General features: G+C 26.5%; 13 protein-coding genes and 2 pseudogenes. All 15 read right to left on the bottom strand.

Annotation, left to right across the window (positions count from 1 at the left end):
- Positions 1-114: 114 nt before the first annotated feature.
- A complete protein-coding gene (locus J7M87_RS01630; protein ID WP_291648029.1) occupies positions 115-1,020 on the bottom strand; it encodes a restriction endonuclease in 906 nt (301 codons plus the stop codon).
- A 63-nt stretch (positions 1,021-1,083) separates the two neighbouring features.
- Entirely contained in the window at positions 1,084-1,392 is a 309-nt protein-coding gene (locus tag J7M87_RS01625) for a nucleoside triphosphate pyrophosphohydrolase (protein WP_291648027.1), read from the bottom strand.
- A gap of 318 nt (positions 1,393-1,710) precedes the next feature.
- Positions 1,711-2,310, bottom strand: coding sequence for a nuclease-related domain-containing protein (locus J7M87_RS01620; RefSeq protein ID WP_291648025.1), 600 nt, complete (start codon positions 2,308-2,310; stop codon positions 1,711-1,713).
- A gap of 66 nt (positions 2,311-2,376) precedes the next feature.
- Positions 2,377-3,048, bottom strand: coding sequence for a hypothetical protein (locus J7M87_RS01615; protein ID WP_291648023.1), 672 nt, complete (start codon positions 3,046-3,048; stop codon positions 2,377-2,379).
- Between the two features lie 597 nt (positions 3,049-3,645).
- Positions 3,646-4,086: a fructose PTS transporter subunit IIA gene (locus tag J7M87_RS01610; protein ID WP_291648021.1), complete on the bottom strand. Its 441-nt coding sequence runs from the start codon at positions 4,084-4,086 to the stop codon at positions 3,646-3,648.
- Positions 4,087-4,113: 27 nt separating this feature from the next.
- Positions 4,114-5,523, bottom strand: a complete 1,410-nt coding sequence (locus J7M87_RS01605) for a PTS fructose transporter subunit IIBC (RefSeq protein ID WP_291648019.1) — start codon at positions 5,521-5,523, stop codon at positions 4,114-4,116.
- Positions 5,524-6,444 carry a 1-phosphofructokinase gene (gene pfkB / locus J7M87_RS01600; protein ID WP_291648016.1) on the bottom strand — a complete coding sequence of 307 codons (921 nt, stop codon included), beginning with the start codon at positions 6,442-6,444 and terminating at the stop codon, positions 5,524-5,526. It lies immediately after the preceding gene.
- Positions 6,445-6,465: 21 nt separating this feature from the next.
- On the bottom strand, positions 6,466-7,323 hold the full coding sequence (locus J7M87_RS01595) for a tagatose bisphosphate family class II aldolase (protein ID WP_291648126.1): 858 nt from the start codon (positions 7,321-7,323) through the stop codon (positions 6,466-6,468).
- A gap of 215 nt (positions 7,324-7,538) precedes the next feature.
- Positions 7,539-8,276 carry a MurR/RpiR family transcriptional regulator gene (locus J7M87_RS01590; RefSeq protein WP_291648014.1) on the bottom strand — a complete coding sequence of 246 codons (738 nt, stop codon included), beginning with the start codon at positions 8,274-8,276 and terminating at the stop codon, positions 7,539-7,541.
- Positions 8,277-8,446: 170 nt separating this feature from the next.
- The gene (locus J7M87_RS01585; RefSeq protein WP_291648012.1) at positions 8,447-8,773 is read right to left on the bottom strand and encodes a DUF1904 family protein; all 327 of its coding nucleotides are present in this window, start codon (positions 8,771-8,773) and stop codon (positions 8,447-8,449) included.
- Between the two features lie 457 nt (positions 8,774-9,230).
- Entirely contained in the window at positions 9,231-10,346 is a 1,116-nt protein-coding gene (locus tag J7M87_RS01580; RefSeq protein ID WP_291648010.1) for a hypothetical protein, read from the bottom strand.
- The gene (locus J7M87_RS01575) at positions 10,343-12,499 is read right to left on the bottom strand and encodes an AAA family ATPase (protein WP_291648008.1); all 2,157 of its coding nucleotides are present in this window, start codon (positions 12,497-12,499) and stop codon (positions 10,343-10,345) included. The genes J7M87_RS01580 and J7M87_RS01575 overlap by 4 nt, the downstream gene beginning before the upstream one ends.
- A 212-nt stretch (positions 12,500-12,711) precedes the next feature.
- Positions 12,712-12,974, bottom strand: a pseudogene (locus J7M87_RS01570) (solute carrier family 23 protein); the annotation flags it as partial.
- A gap of 77 nt (positions 12,975-13,051) precedes the next feature.
- On the bottom strand, positions 13,052-13,816 hold the full coding sequence (locus tag J7M87_RS01565) for an ABC transporter permease (protein ID WP_291648006.1): 765 nt from the start codon (positions 13,814-13,816) through the stop codon (positions 13,052-13,054).
- Positions 13,817-14,464: pseudogene (locus J7M87_RS01560) on the bottom strand (ATP-binding cassette domain-containing protein); the annotation flags it as partial. It abuts the gene before it with no gap.
- Positions 14,465-14,582: the final 118 nt, after the last annotated feature.

Raw genomic sequence — 14,582 nt, 5'->3', positions numbered from 1 at the left:
TTAAAACTCGCTAGTTAGATAAATTAATAATGATATTAGAGATTAACTATAGTATCTTAATTAAATTTAATATCATTTTTTGCTTCATAATAATTGTATATTACTAAAAGCTTATTACTCTAAATATTCATTAAACACATCGGTGTCAATTGCTTTAATTTCAAAAACTTTTTTTACTGTAACCCCAAAATTATGTTCAATCATGAGATTTGATAATTTCTCGCCATCGATTAGTATAATATGCTGATTTTTCGCATACTCAATAGCTTGTTTTGAAAATTTTGCAGTTGTAACAAATAGACCTTTACCACCTTTACCAGATATGGCCCCAACAAAACTTTGTACATCTGGTCTCCCTACTTTGCTATTCAACTCCCATTTCTTTGCTTGAATATAAATTAAATTAAATCCAAGTTTGTCTTCCATTATAATGCCATCAATACCTTCATCTCCAGTAGTAGCAGTTGTCTTCCCAGCATTTTCAAAGGAACCATATCCCATTTTTGAAAGTAAATCAATAACCATTTGTTCAAATGCTGTTGGCGAAAGTTTTATTACTTCTGCAAGAAGATCTTCTGCTAAACTTTTGTTAATTTTTCTAAATGAATCTTCAAAAGTATCATCAGGTGTATTGTTAATATCATTTGATGTCTCATTATTATTTTTTATATCTATAACTACACCTTGAAATTCTCTGAAACTCTCGAACTTCATTAAGTAATTACTATCAATAACATCTGGATTATCTTTAAGAACTTCTAACCCATCATTAGTAATAATAAATGAAGCTCTTGCAGGACTATCAATTAAACCAGATTTCTTTAAATAAGTTCTTGCCCATCCAATACGATTAATAAATACTGTTTGCCTTCCACTAGGTAGTAACTCTAAAAGTTCTTCTTCTGTTAAATTGAAATATTTACTTATAAATTGCTTTAATTCTTTCAATGTGTGTAATTTGCCATCTTTTAAGTATTCTAAAAAAGGTTTGTGCATTTCATAGTATTTTGGTAATCCCATTTTTATACCTCCATGTATTTTGAAAATAGTCATTAATTTATTTTTGTACCTTTAAATAGAAATTTATTTCACGCTCTTTAATATTATTCCTTCTTTAAATCCACCACGCTCTTTTAGCTTTTCATTTCTTTTCTTTATTAAATCTTCTTCACTATATCCTAGTTCATTTGCAAGTCCAAATAGCACTTCCATAATATCTGCAAGCTCTTCTAGGTTTTTATCTTCTAAATATTCATTTACTTCTTCTAATAATTTCTTTTCTAAAAGTTCTTGCTTTTCTATTCCACTAACTATTTCTATTTCACATATTTTATCATCTGCTGTTATTATTTCTGGTATTCTATCTCTTATTAATTTATTGTATATTTTCATCCTTTTTACCTCTTATAATTGATTTTCAATATGGACTCTAAAATATATACTTATTCTTTTATTGCCAATTTCTTTGTACTTTTCACTATTCTATAATAAGTATTTTACCATATTTTATCTTTATTAATAAATATAGTCTTGAATTTGTTTACATCTAAAAAAGTTATGCTTAACCGCTATAGTTTCACATAACTTTAATGGATTCACTATTATTTACTTAAATTTATTATTATTTTAAGCCTCAATAATTATATAGATTATATACTATAACAATTTAAAGAATTATATTAGAGATATTTAAATAACTTTATGTTAAGACTATGTATTAGATTCTCGAATTCTCTTTATATGTTTTTTTCTTTCAACCTCATCAGTAATATTATTTTTTTGCAGAATCATGAAATAATAATTTATATCAGCGTTAGTTAAAGTAATATTACTTTTAAATTCATTTAAGAATTTTTTTAGTTCTCTTACCTTTAATACGTGTGTTGTCACTTCTAATTTTTTAAATTCACACTTATTGCTAAAAACTATGGTAGAATGAAACATTTCCTTTTTGTTTGGTAAGTATTCTTCTATAGCTTTAATATGACCATAATTTTGTCTTATTGGATTTAAAAATTTACTTTTCTTTTTATATATAATTTGCGTCCAATATTTAGATTTTTCATTTCCAAAGATCCATCCATCATAATTTTTAGTTTCAATTACAAATATACCTTTTGAATTTATCAAGATATGATCAATTTGACTTGTCCCCATTTGAGTTTTCAACATTATATCATTTAAAACCTTAGAATTAGGAATATCTTTCAAAATTAAATTTACTCTTTTTTCCCCTTTTACACCTTTAATTTTTGAACTATTAACTGTTAGATAGATCAATATTATTAAAATTATTATTGAAAAAAACATTTATTAACTCCTTTTGATCTTATACTTTTATATTTTTATGTTAATACAATAATTCAATTTATTCTTCTAATAAAATTTAATAGTACCATCATCTAAAATCTCATATTTAAATCCAGCCTTATTTAATGTATCTTTTACATCCTCAATATATGAATCACCTAAAACTCTTTTTTGTTCAATAAGCTTGTTTATATAATTAGAAGCCTCATTACTTTGACTAGTAAGTACAGAATAATACTCAACACAATTTTTTATTATGTTAATATGTTCATCAAGCTTATTTTTTAATTTTGTATATTCATTTCCATCAAATTGATTTAAGTCATAATCATTTAATTTTACTAAAGAATTTTCTAAGTTATTTTTTGTTGATTCTGAGAAATCTTTATTTGAATAAGTACTAATCATATTTTTTAGGATAGCATTAGTTTCTGTTACCATACTATTAGATGTATTTAGAAAATTACTCATATTTTCTACTTTAGTGTTGCTTTTAGGTAAAACTGATTTTAAAACATTATTTGATTCTATATTACCAATTTCCTTTCCTATATCTTTAGAAATTATAAAGCTTAATACTAAAATCCCTGAAGCAATTCCAAGTGTTATTGCTCCAATAACACTTAATGAGTTTCTTTTTCTATTTTTGTATCTTTCGTTATCAAATTTATGTTTATCATTTGCTTTAACCATTTTTTTATCAATATAACTGTAAATATAATCATCATCTTTAGACATAATACTTCTCCCTATGTATTAACAAAATGTACATATATTATACCTTTTAAGTAAAAATATTACAACAAATAAAATGTTCAATTTAAATAGTGACATTATAAATTAACTATAGCACTTAATTAAATTTACTTAAGCCTAATTATAAAATAGTTTTATTTTTATAAATCAATGTAGTTATTATTGAGAGTTAATTTATTAGTGATTATTAAAATCTTTAATTTTCTGTATAGTTGAATAATATATATAATTTCCTTCTAAATGTTCTATGAGCTATTAAAATCAATAGTTTACAAGTGGCTAGCGTTTCGTTAGATCCTTGTAAATTTAAAAAATGATAAGAAAATATAATAAGTTTTGAAACATTATAAATATTTCAAAATGCTCCTTTCGGAGAAATAAATATATTAGTGTTTGTATTTAAAATTTCTAAGAATATAAGCTGTAGGTTAATATAATTTTGCTCCACAAAAAAGAACATATCCACTCCTAAAAAAGCGAACATGTTCTTTTCAAATATATTATTCTATTATAAAACTTTTTATATTTTAACTTCCAACTTAAACTTTTAATTTACTTTAAGCCTTCTTTTTTTAATTTTTATAACATATCTATTATTTCCATCTCAGTTTTCGCATTTAAAATGCTTTCTCTAAATTCATCATGCATTAGTTTTCTTGATAGGTTAGCTAAAGCTTTTAAATGCAAATCGCTTTGGTCTTCGCTAACTGCAATCATAAATATCATTTTTATATCTTGTCCATCTATTGATCCGTAATCTATTCCATTATTAGTTATCCCTATAGCTATTCTTGCTTCTTTTACTGCTTTTGATTTTGCATGTGGAATTGCTATTTCAAAACCAATTCCTGTATTACTTAATTCTTCTCTTGCTAAAATGTCTTTTTTAAATTTATTTTTATCAGTTACTACATTATCATCAACTAATAGTTTAATCATTTCATCTAAAACTGAATTTTTATCTTTAGCATCGAGTTGTAGTTTTATTGTACTTTCTTTGATTAAGTCTTTTAATTCCATAATTATCCCCTCTTAACTTGTATTTAATTAGGCTGCTTTTTTATTTAAGTGTGTTTTGTATAATCCATATAAAATAGCTCCAACTAATGATCCAATTAATATGCATCCTACCCAAATGAATGGTTTTTCAACAATTGGAAGTATTAAGAATCCACCATGAGGTGCAGGCACTTGAACTTTCATTAAATAAGTTAATATAGATGATATAGATGATCCTACCATTAATATAGGAATTACTCTTAGTGGGTCTTTAGCAGCAAATGGTATTGCTCCTTCTGTTATATGGGTAAATCCTAAAATATAGTTAACTAATCCTGCTGCTCTATCTTCTTCATTAAATTGTTTTTTAAATATTGTTGTTGCTAATGCTATTACTAAAGGTGGTGTTATACATGCTGCTGAAACTCCAGCCATGAAATAGTAATTTCCTTGTGATAAAAGCATTGTTCCTGTAATGTATGCTGCTTTATTAACTGGTCCTCCAAAGTCGAATGCTGACATACATCCTATTACTAATCCTAAAAGTATTGGATTTGCTGATTCTAATGATGCAAGCCAATCCATTACTGAATTATTTATATATGATACAGGTTCTCCTAGTAATGTCATTAATATTCCTGTTGCAAGTATTCCAAGTATAGGTAATAAAAAGATTGATTTTAGACCTTCAAATTGTCTTGGTAGTCCTGCTAACATTTTAATTAATCCTAGCATTAAATATCCTGCAAAGAATCCTGCTATTATTCCTCCTATAAAGCCTGCTCCTGTTGCATCTGCTATTAATCCACCAACAAACCCTGCAACCATTCCTGATCTGCCTGCAATTGATGATGCAATGAAAGCTGTAAATATTGGTACTATCATTGAAAATGCTGTTCCACCTATCCCCTTAAGCATAGCAGCAATTTTATTATATTGGTCTGAGGCTGGATCTGCTGAGTATATTCCCCATAAAAAAGATATTGCTATTAATACACCACCTGCAACAACAAATGGTAACATATGTGAAACACCATTCATTAAGTGCTTATATATACTTCTACCAAATGATTCTTTTCCTATAACTTCATTTTTCTTTTCTGTTTTTTCATTAGTATTTTCACTTCTTTGTGTTGTTGACTTCTTAATTTGAGCTTTTCCATCTAATATTGCTTGAATAAGTTCTTTTGGTTTACGTATACCATCTTGAACAGAAGTTTCTATAATTGGTTTGCCAATAAATCTATCTGCCCTGGCATCTTTATCTGATGCTATTATAACTCCATCTGCTTCTTTTATATCTTTTTCTGTTAATTCATTTTCTACACCAATAGCTCCATTAGTTTCAACTTTAATTTCAATCCCCATTTCTTTAGCAGCTTTTTTTAATGATTCTTCTGCCATAAAAGTATGTGCAATCCCAGTTGGACAACCTGTAACAGCAATAATTTTTTTCATTTAAAATACCTCCCTAACATCCAAATTTTTTATATAATTATCAACTTTATTTAAAGTTCCAATACCTCTTGACTCAGCTACATTTCCACCTGTAGCTGATGACTTTTTTAAAGCATATTCAATGTCATTTTCTTTTAACCATTCACTTAAAAATGCTGCCAAAGCAGAATCACCTGAACAAGCAGAATTTAAAAGGTTTACATTAGGTGCGTTGCAATAATATATCTTATTTCCATTATAAAAATACATTCCTTTTTCTCCTAAAGTTAAAAGAATATTTTGTGCTCCCTCCTTTTTTAAATACTTTAATATATTCACAACGTCTTTTTCATTATTTATATCTAGTCCGAAAATATCTTTAATTTCTTCATCATTTGGTTTAATTAATAAAGGTTTATATTTTAATAAATCCTTTAATTTTTGTGAGCTTATATCTAAAATTATATTTATATTTCTTTTATTACATATTTCTAATAATTCATCATAATACTTTTCATCTATACTTTGAGGCAAGCTTCCACTTATAATTAAATAACTACAATCCTCAGACTTTTCTATATAACTTAATAAATTCTTTTGTGTTTCTATAGGAACAAAGGGGCCCTTATTTACATATTTAAATTCCTTTTTATCTTTAGTATCTATAAAAACATTTATCCTAGTTGGCTCATCAATCCAAAAAGACTCAACTTCTATGTCCATTTTTTGAAGTTCATCTACTATGAATTCACCTGTAAATCCCCCAAAAAAGCCTAGTACCTTGCTTTCTACTCCATAATGATTTAATACAAGAGATACATTTACTCCTTTACCATTTGGAGAGTATTCTATATTAGTTGTTCTATTAACTTTAAATGGTTCATAACTTTCTGCTGTATAATTCATATCAATTGCTGGATTAGTTGTTAGCGTATATATCATTTATATCTCCCCCACTTTTACTTATGCTTTTCCATTACTTCCACAAATCATTATTTTATGTGCAACTACTTTCTTCATAGCTTCTTTTCCTGGAGCCATATATTTTCTTGGATCATTAGCATCAGGATTTTCTATAAAGTATTTTTTTACTGCACCTGAAAATGGAATTTTTAAATCTGTTGCTACGTTTACTTTACATATTCCTAGTGAAATAGCCTTCTTAACTAATTCATCTGGTATATCTGACGCCCCATGTAAAACTAATGGTACATCTACCATATCTCTTATTTCTTTTAATCTATCAAAATCTAACTTTGCTTGGCCTTTATATAATCCATGTGCTGTTCCAATTGCTACTGCTAATGAATCTATTCCTGTTTTTTCAACAAATTCTTTTGCTTGCTTTGGATTAGTGTATTTAGCATCTTTTTCGTCTACTATTAAGTCATCTTCTTGTCCACCAAGTCTACCAAGTTCTGCTTCTACTGTTGCATCATATTTATGAGCATATTCAACTACTTTTTTAACTATTTCTATATTTTCTTCAAAAGTCTCATGAGAAGCATCTATCATAGTTGATTTAAATCCCAAATTAACAAAGTGCTTTATTTCATCTATTACTTCAAAGTGATCTAAATGTATTGCAATAGGAATATTATATTTTTTAGCTGCTGCATCTGCCATTGCTACTATAAATTCTCCTCCTGCATATTCAATAGTTGATGGAGTTCCTGCTAGTATTACTGGTGATTTTAATTCTGCTGCTGTTTCTACAACTACCTGTAATGTTTCTAAGTTATGAATATTAAATGCTGGTATAGCATATCCTTCTCTTTGAGCCTTTTTTAACATTTCCATTGTTGATAATATTTTCATAATATCCCTCCAAATCTCTAAGATTTATTAAGCTATTTTTAATATCAACTTAACAAATTCTCTTCTATAATTAAATTTTAGCATTATCATACGGAAAATGTTTTCTAAAATCTTTTCATCTATTTTTACCCTTTTTATGCTACTATGGCTATTTTACTTGTATTCTAAATAAAAATGTATCCTGAAAATCAATTTTTTTAATTTTCAGGATACATTTTTTATATTATTAAATAATCTATTATTGCTCTTGAAATAATATATAATGGCAATCTTGATGTAACTTCAAATTCTTTTATAGATGTTTTAGATTGTTTATAACCAACTATAGTCACATCTGAATATTCCTCTAAGATACTTTTTCTTACGCAACAGCATGTAACTACTTTAGCACCAGAATCTTTAGCACTTTTAACAGATTCTAATATTTCATTAGTTTCAGCTCTTAATGAAAATGCAATAACTACATCTTCTTTTTCAATTGTTTTACATATATTCATCATTATATTTGGATCTACAATCAAAAATGTATTATATCCTAAAAGTTGCAGCTTTAAGTTAAATTCTTGTGCAACTAATTCAGTTAATCCTCTTGCTAATATATAAATCCTCTTAGACTCCTTAATAATCTTAACTATATTCAATACCTTAGTTATAGATATATTTTCAACAGTTTTTGTTACTTCAATTAAGGATTTTCCTAATATTTCATTTACTTTTTTAGAATCATGATTATGCTCTTCTTTTGCAGATACTTTATATCTCAATTCTGAAAAACCTTCAAATCCACATTTTTTTATTGTTCTTGATACAGTTGCAGGAGAAGTAAAGGATTCTTCTGCTACATCAACAATAGACATATTAGATAATTTATCTGCATTAGAATTAATATAATTAACTACAGCTTTTTCTGTAGGTGTCAGCTTTTCAATAATACTATTATTAACTTCTATTATCATCTTATCACCCCATTAGATATACTTAACTAACTTTTATAAAATGTCCTATATTCATTAAGTAATAATCGTAAATTTTTAATAAGTAAATATAAATGTAATTGTAGATAATTCATAAACAATAGTTCTAAATATACAATTATCTACTACTAACAGTATATTTACTTAAATAATTAAAAATGCTCTCCATTTTCGTAATACTTACTTTCATCTAATTTAAAAAAGATAACATCCACATTTGGATATTCCAAAGAATGAACATACTTAGTAATTATATTTGCAGATTTATCCTGTACTTCTTGTCCCCTATCAAACCATGAAACTTCTACTATAGGTTCACTTTTAACTATTTCCCCATCTTTTATATAGACAGATTTATCAACTGAAAGACTAAAATAATCTCTTGGACATTGAATTAATTCCTGTAATTCGTCTATTAAATTCTTACTTATTGTACAAACCTCTTCAGTTTCTATTCCCTTAAATTTTAACATTGGCATATTAAACCCTCTCCATCCCTATAAACTCTAATAATATCATATTATATCGAAAACATTTACAAATCAAGGTTGTATTAAATATTTAGGTATATCTCTTCAATTTTATCTATTAAACTTAGTAAAAATTTATTCTCCTATCAATTTATTATATTTTCTTTAACTAGATGTATTTCCATATAGCATTATAAATAAAAAAAGTTATGCTAACCATCATAGTTTCACATAACTTTAATCAATTTGTTATTATTTATATAAATTTTCTCTAAATTTCTCTATTTATGCTGCTTCATTCATAATTCCTAATTTATCAAATATTATAAATGCTAAATTTAAAGCAATTCCAACTACAGCTGCTAGTCCCTCATTCATTTTAATTCTATAACACCTATGCTTAGTTTTATACCATGAATATAACTGTGTAAGCTATGTAGCCCTGGATTTTTTGAAATTTAAATTGCTAATCACCTGATTTCATTTTCTTATATTGCTTTGTAAAATCTCTAACCATTTTAGATAATATTTTATTTGTATCCTTTGCTTCATCTAAGTACATCCCAAAATAGAACTGTTCAATTTCATCGTCACTAATTGCATTTTTAACTGTTATTGACTGTATCAATTTCTTTGAACTTTCATTTAAGTAGGTCTGTATTCTTTTTATAATTTCACTAGCATCATCTTTATGACAATTATAAGCTTCATTAAGTTTCATAATAGTAATATTATTCATATCCGCTTCTTTATTAGATTTAATATTTATTTGTATCTCTTTACACAATTCTTTCAAAGCTTTTTCATCAGGATTATTATCGTTAAATAATTTCCAATTAATTTTTACATTTTCAAATGCATTTTTCTCATAAGGTGATGACATTTTTTTATTGTTATCAAGCTTAATATGATTACATGCAGGACAAGAAGGTATCAGATTATAATAGCATAGTGCAAACATTGGATATTCTGATTTGCTAAAAAAATGATCTAATTGGGCAGTTGCTTTATCTTTTCTGTTATATGTATAGGCCAAATTACAATATGGACATACTTTAACATCGGTCTTTTCTATTACCCATCTATTAATTTGCTTTTTAGAAAACAGATCATAAATATTTTTACAGTCATCAAATTCTGAATATATTTTATCATAGCCATTCGGTTTATTTAATTCTACAGATACATTTTTATTCTTACTATACGAATATTTTCGTCTTTTTACCAAGTCACAATAACCTCGTAATTCCTTACATCTATTTTTCTGTAAAATGCTACTATAGTTTTTCAAACTACTTTCTATATAGTTTTTATTAATATAATTTTTAATTTGTTCTAATAAACTATAATCTAAAGTTAGCCATGAATATATCATATAATATTTACTTTTTTCTTTCTCCCAAAGTTCACTATTCATTTGTAAATCCTTATATAATCCATAATCATTCATCTTTATATCTTTATGTATCAATTCAATACTTATTTTCAATTTATTTTTCTTAGGTGTCTCCATGCACTCCATTACTTTTGAAACATATTCTTTTTGTTCTATTAAATCCAAACGCTTCTTTATAGGAATCATTTATTTTTCTCCTTTAATTCCTCTAATAATTTTATTACAGCAGTTTCTCCTTTTGAATTTTTTAATTGTTCAATATATTCTAAGAATTCTTTGTTGATATTTTTTTCTTCTGAAACTACTTCACATTGTTCAAATAATTCATTAAGCTTATATCTCCATATTCCTTCACCCACTGAATTTATTAAATTCCTTATTTGATAAGTTTTTTCTTCATATTGCTCGGAATCAAAATCTTTATTAAACATTTTATGATGTAATTCATAAAATCTATTAACTAATATTCTCCTTCGTATTTTAATATCTGAAATATTATCTTCAATTACACTATTCATTGCATTAATCAAATTGTTAATGCAATTATGTGCCAAATTTCCAATACTGCCCTTTTTCATAAAAAATGAATCATAATATAAACTTGCTATATTAGCAGCAAAAGTCTGTTCATGTTCTTCTTCTATTGCTTGTTCTTTTAAAAATATAACATTCTGCTTAGGTATATCAGATAATAGTACTGGTGAATGTGTTGTGAAAATTATTTGAAACCTTTTTTCTGGATATAATAATTTTAAAAAATTAATTATATCGCTTATTATTGTCTGCTGCCAACTAGGATGAAAAGTATTATCTATTTCATCAAGTAAAATCATTATATCAGTTCCGTTTTCTTTTTGAATTCTACTTACAGAGCTGTATATTCTTGCAAATATGCTAAATAAACTAAATTCCCCAGTACTCATTCCCCAATCTAACATGAAAAAATCTAAATGCCCTACTATTTTTTCATATTTACTATATAAATTCATAAAATCATTTATGTCTTTCTCACCATTCCAACCATTTTTGTATAAAGAATTTTGCTGAAATACATCAACAAATCTATTACTGACATTTAAAATACTCATAATTTCATCTGAAAATCTAAAGTTAATATCTATACTATGTCCGCTTTTTATTCTAAAATCTTTTAAACATTCATAAAAATCTAATATTTTCTTGAAACTTTCTTCATATTCACCTTTTTCAACTACTTCAAATAATTCTCTACAAAATTTAAATATATCTTTGGCATTATTATATTTTTCAATAATGCCTTCTAATTTTCCATCAACATATTCATAGTCATCCTTATCATTTTCCCAGACCTCTTTTCTTTCATCTAATATTCTATAAATATAGATAATAAGTAAATTCCAACAAATAATATCGTTAAGTGAATTAATATCTATCTTTGAAATAATCTTATAATCACCTTTATTTACAACTGAATCATAAATTTTTAGTAATTCTTGTAATAAATAAATTGTTACTGATTCTGTATAATTTCCACCATGTTTAGCATCTCTTATATCTTTATATGAATAATTTACTAAATGATCATCTAATACTTCGTCACATATCTTTGGTGATAAAAATTTTATTGAAATAGTTAAGCTATCTGGTATTTTTAATGTTAACATATTATTTTCATAATCTGATATTTTTCTGATTCTACTATATAAATCTATATGCCTTTTTACTTCGTCATGAAAAAAGTTAATAATTTTATCTTTATCATTTTTACTGTTTTTTAATAAAAATGTAGTTGAAACATTATACTGTTTCATGTATCTATTTTGAAAACTTAACTGTTGTACAATACATTCATCTTCAAGGTCATTAAAGTATCGATTCCAATCATCTTCTTCAATATAGGTTTCAACATCTTCTCCATCATCAAAATCATCATCATAGTGTTTAATATCAAATGTATCTGAGTAATATATAAGATTAAATTCGTTATCATCTGTTACGTTGTTAACAGCTTCTCCATTTATAGTAACGTGTTTATTGCAGAATGCATATTTTACTAATTTATTTTCCTGAAACCATATGCTAAAACCTACATTTCTATTTTTTATACGATTTTGATCAAATAACATTATTCTTATCAAATCTAGTAATGTACTTTTGCCTGCTCCATTATCTCCAACAACAGATACTAAGTTTATATTCTCACCAAATAATAATGACTCTACACTTCTATTATTTTCTTCTATTAATACATCATACTTTTCTAAATTTGATTTAACTTTAACTTTAAATTTATCTGTAAAACTAAATCCCGTTTGTTTCATATTTTTAAATTCTTCCACCCAAATATATATTAATTTCATTAGCAATATCCTTTCAATTTTAATAGTTATTCTATAGCAAAAGCTCGTTTGTTTATTATATCATATTTTGTAAATTTATAGATTATTTTATTTAATTACATTCATTTCTATCATGCATTATAAATAAAAAAAGTTATGCTTAACTATCATAGTTTCACATAACTTTAATTAATTCGTTATTATGTATTAAAAATTTCTCTAAGTCTACCTATTTATGGTTCTTCATTCATAATTCCTAATTTATCAAATATTAGAAATGCTAAGTTTAAAGCAATTCCAACTACCGCTGTAGTCCCATTCCTTTTAACTCTATAACACCTACACTTAGTTTTATACCACTTAATCCTATCATAAAGATAACTGATGTAAGTATTAAATTTTTTGATTTTGAAAAATCTACTTGCTCTTCTATAAAGGTTCTAAGTCCTGATGTTTCTATAGATCCAAATAATAAAAGACTTACACCACCTACTACTTAAATTTGAGATGTTTTTCTCATTTTATAATTTTTTCATCCATCTTATAATATTTTTATAAGTTTATCTTTACAATTCATATTTTCTTATAGATTCTCATTGCAAATATATAAGCTACAACAATTATTGCTATACACCAAGCAAGGGCAACCCAAATGTCATTTCCTACTGGCTTATTTGCTAATAAATTACGAAGAGCTTCTACAATAGGTGTTACAGGTTGATTTTCTGCAAAAGCACTTATTACTGAAGGCATAGTTTCTGTTGGTACAAAGGCTGAACTTATAAATGGTAAAAAGATTATTGGGTAAGAAAATACACCTGCACCATCTGGGGTTTTGGCAGCAAGCCCTGCAATTACAGCAATCCAAGTTAAAGCAAGTGTAAAGATCCCAAGGATTCCAAATACCGCTAACCATTCTAAGATTCCTGCTGATGAACGAAAGCCCATTAATAAAGCAACAAGTATAATTATCACTACAGAAATTCCATTAGAAATTAATGAAGTTAATACATGTCCCCATAATACTGTAGAACGAGCAATTGGCATAGAGTGAAAACGTTCAAATATACCACGTTCTTTATCTATATACAAACGATAAGCTACATATGCAATTCCACTACCAATTGCCATTAACATTATACCAGGCAATAGATAATTAACATAATTTTCTGTACCTGTCTCAATTGCACCACCAAATACATAAACAAATAATAACATCATTGCTATTGGTGTGATACAAACTGTAATAATTGTATCCATACTTCTAAAAATATGACGCATAGAACGCCCAAACATAACACTCATATCTTTGAAAAAATATTTATTTGTAAATCCCATTTATTTGTCCTCCCTTTTACCAATGATTGTTAAGAATATTTCTTCTAATGTAGGTTGTTTTTCAACATATTCAACTTTTGCAGGCGGAAATAGTTTTTTTAATCCTTCTAGTGTATCTAAAGCAATTATTTTCCCTCCATGAAGAATAGCAATTTTATCTGCAAGTTGTTCTGCTTCTTCTAAATATTGAGTTGTTAAGAATACTGTAGTTCCTGAAGCTGTTAACTCTTTTACAATTTTCCAAACTTCTAAACGTGCTTCTGGATCAAGACCAGTTGTTGGCTCATCTAGGAATATAATCTTCGGCTTTCCAACAAGACTCATTGCAATATCAATTCTTCTTTTCATACCTCCAGAGTAAGTACCAACTCTGCTATCTGCTGCTTCTGACATACCAAATCTCTTAATTAATTCATCTGCTACTGCATTTGGATTTTTAATATGTCTAAGTTTTGCTATCATTTGAAGATTTTCACGCCCAGTCAAAATTTCATCAATAGCAGCAAACTGACCAGTAAGACTGATAGAGGCTCTAACTTTCCCTGGATTTTTTTCAATATCCAAACCGTTTATTACAACACTTCCAGCATCTGCTTTAAGTAAAGTTGCCATAATTTTAATTATAGTTGTTTTTCCTGCTCCATTGGAAAGATAGTTATATAGATAAAGCTGTTAGACAGCCTTTATAGATTTGTTACAAGATGAAGAATTTATTTTCATTCTTCTTTTTCAGATATGATTCTGTTATTTTCTATAAATTCCAGCA

It is taken from the genome of Clostridium sp. (assembly GCF_017888565.1).
Lineage (GTDB): Bacteria > Bacillota > Clostridia > Clostridiales > Clostridiaceae > Clostridium.
This window is presented reverse-complemented; position numbering and strand designations above follow the sequence as displayed.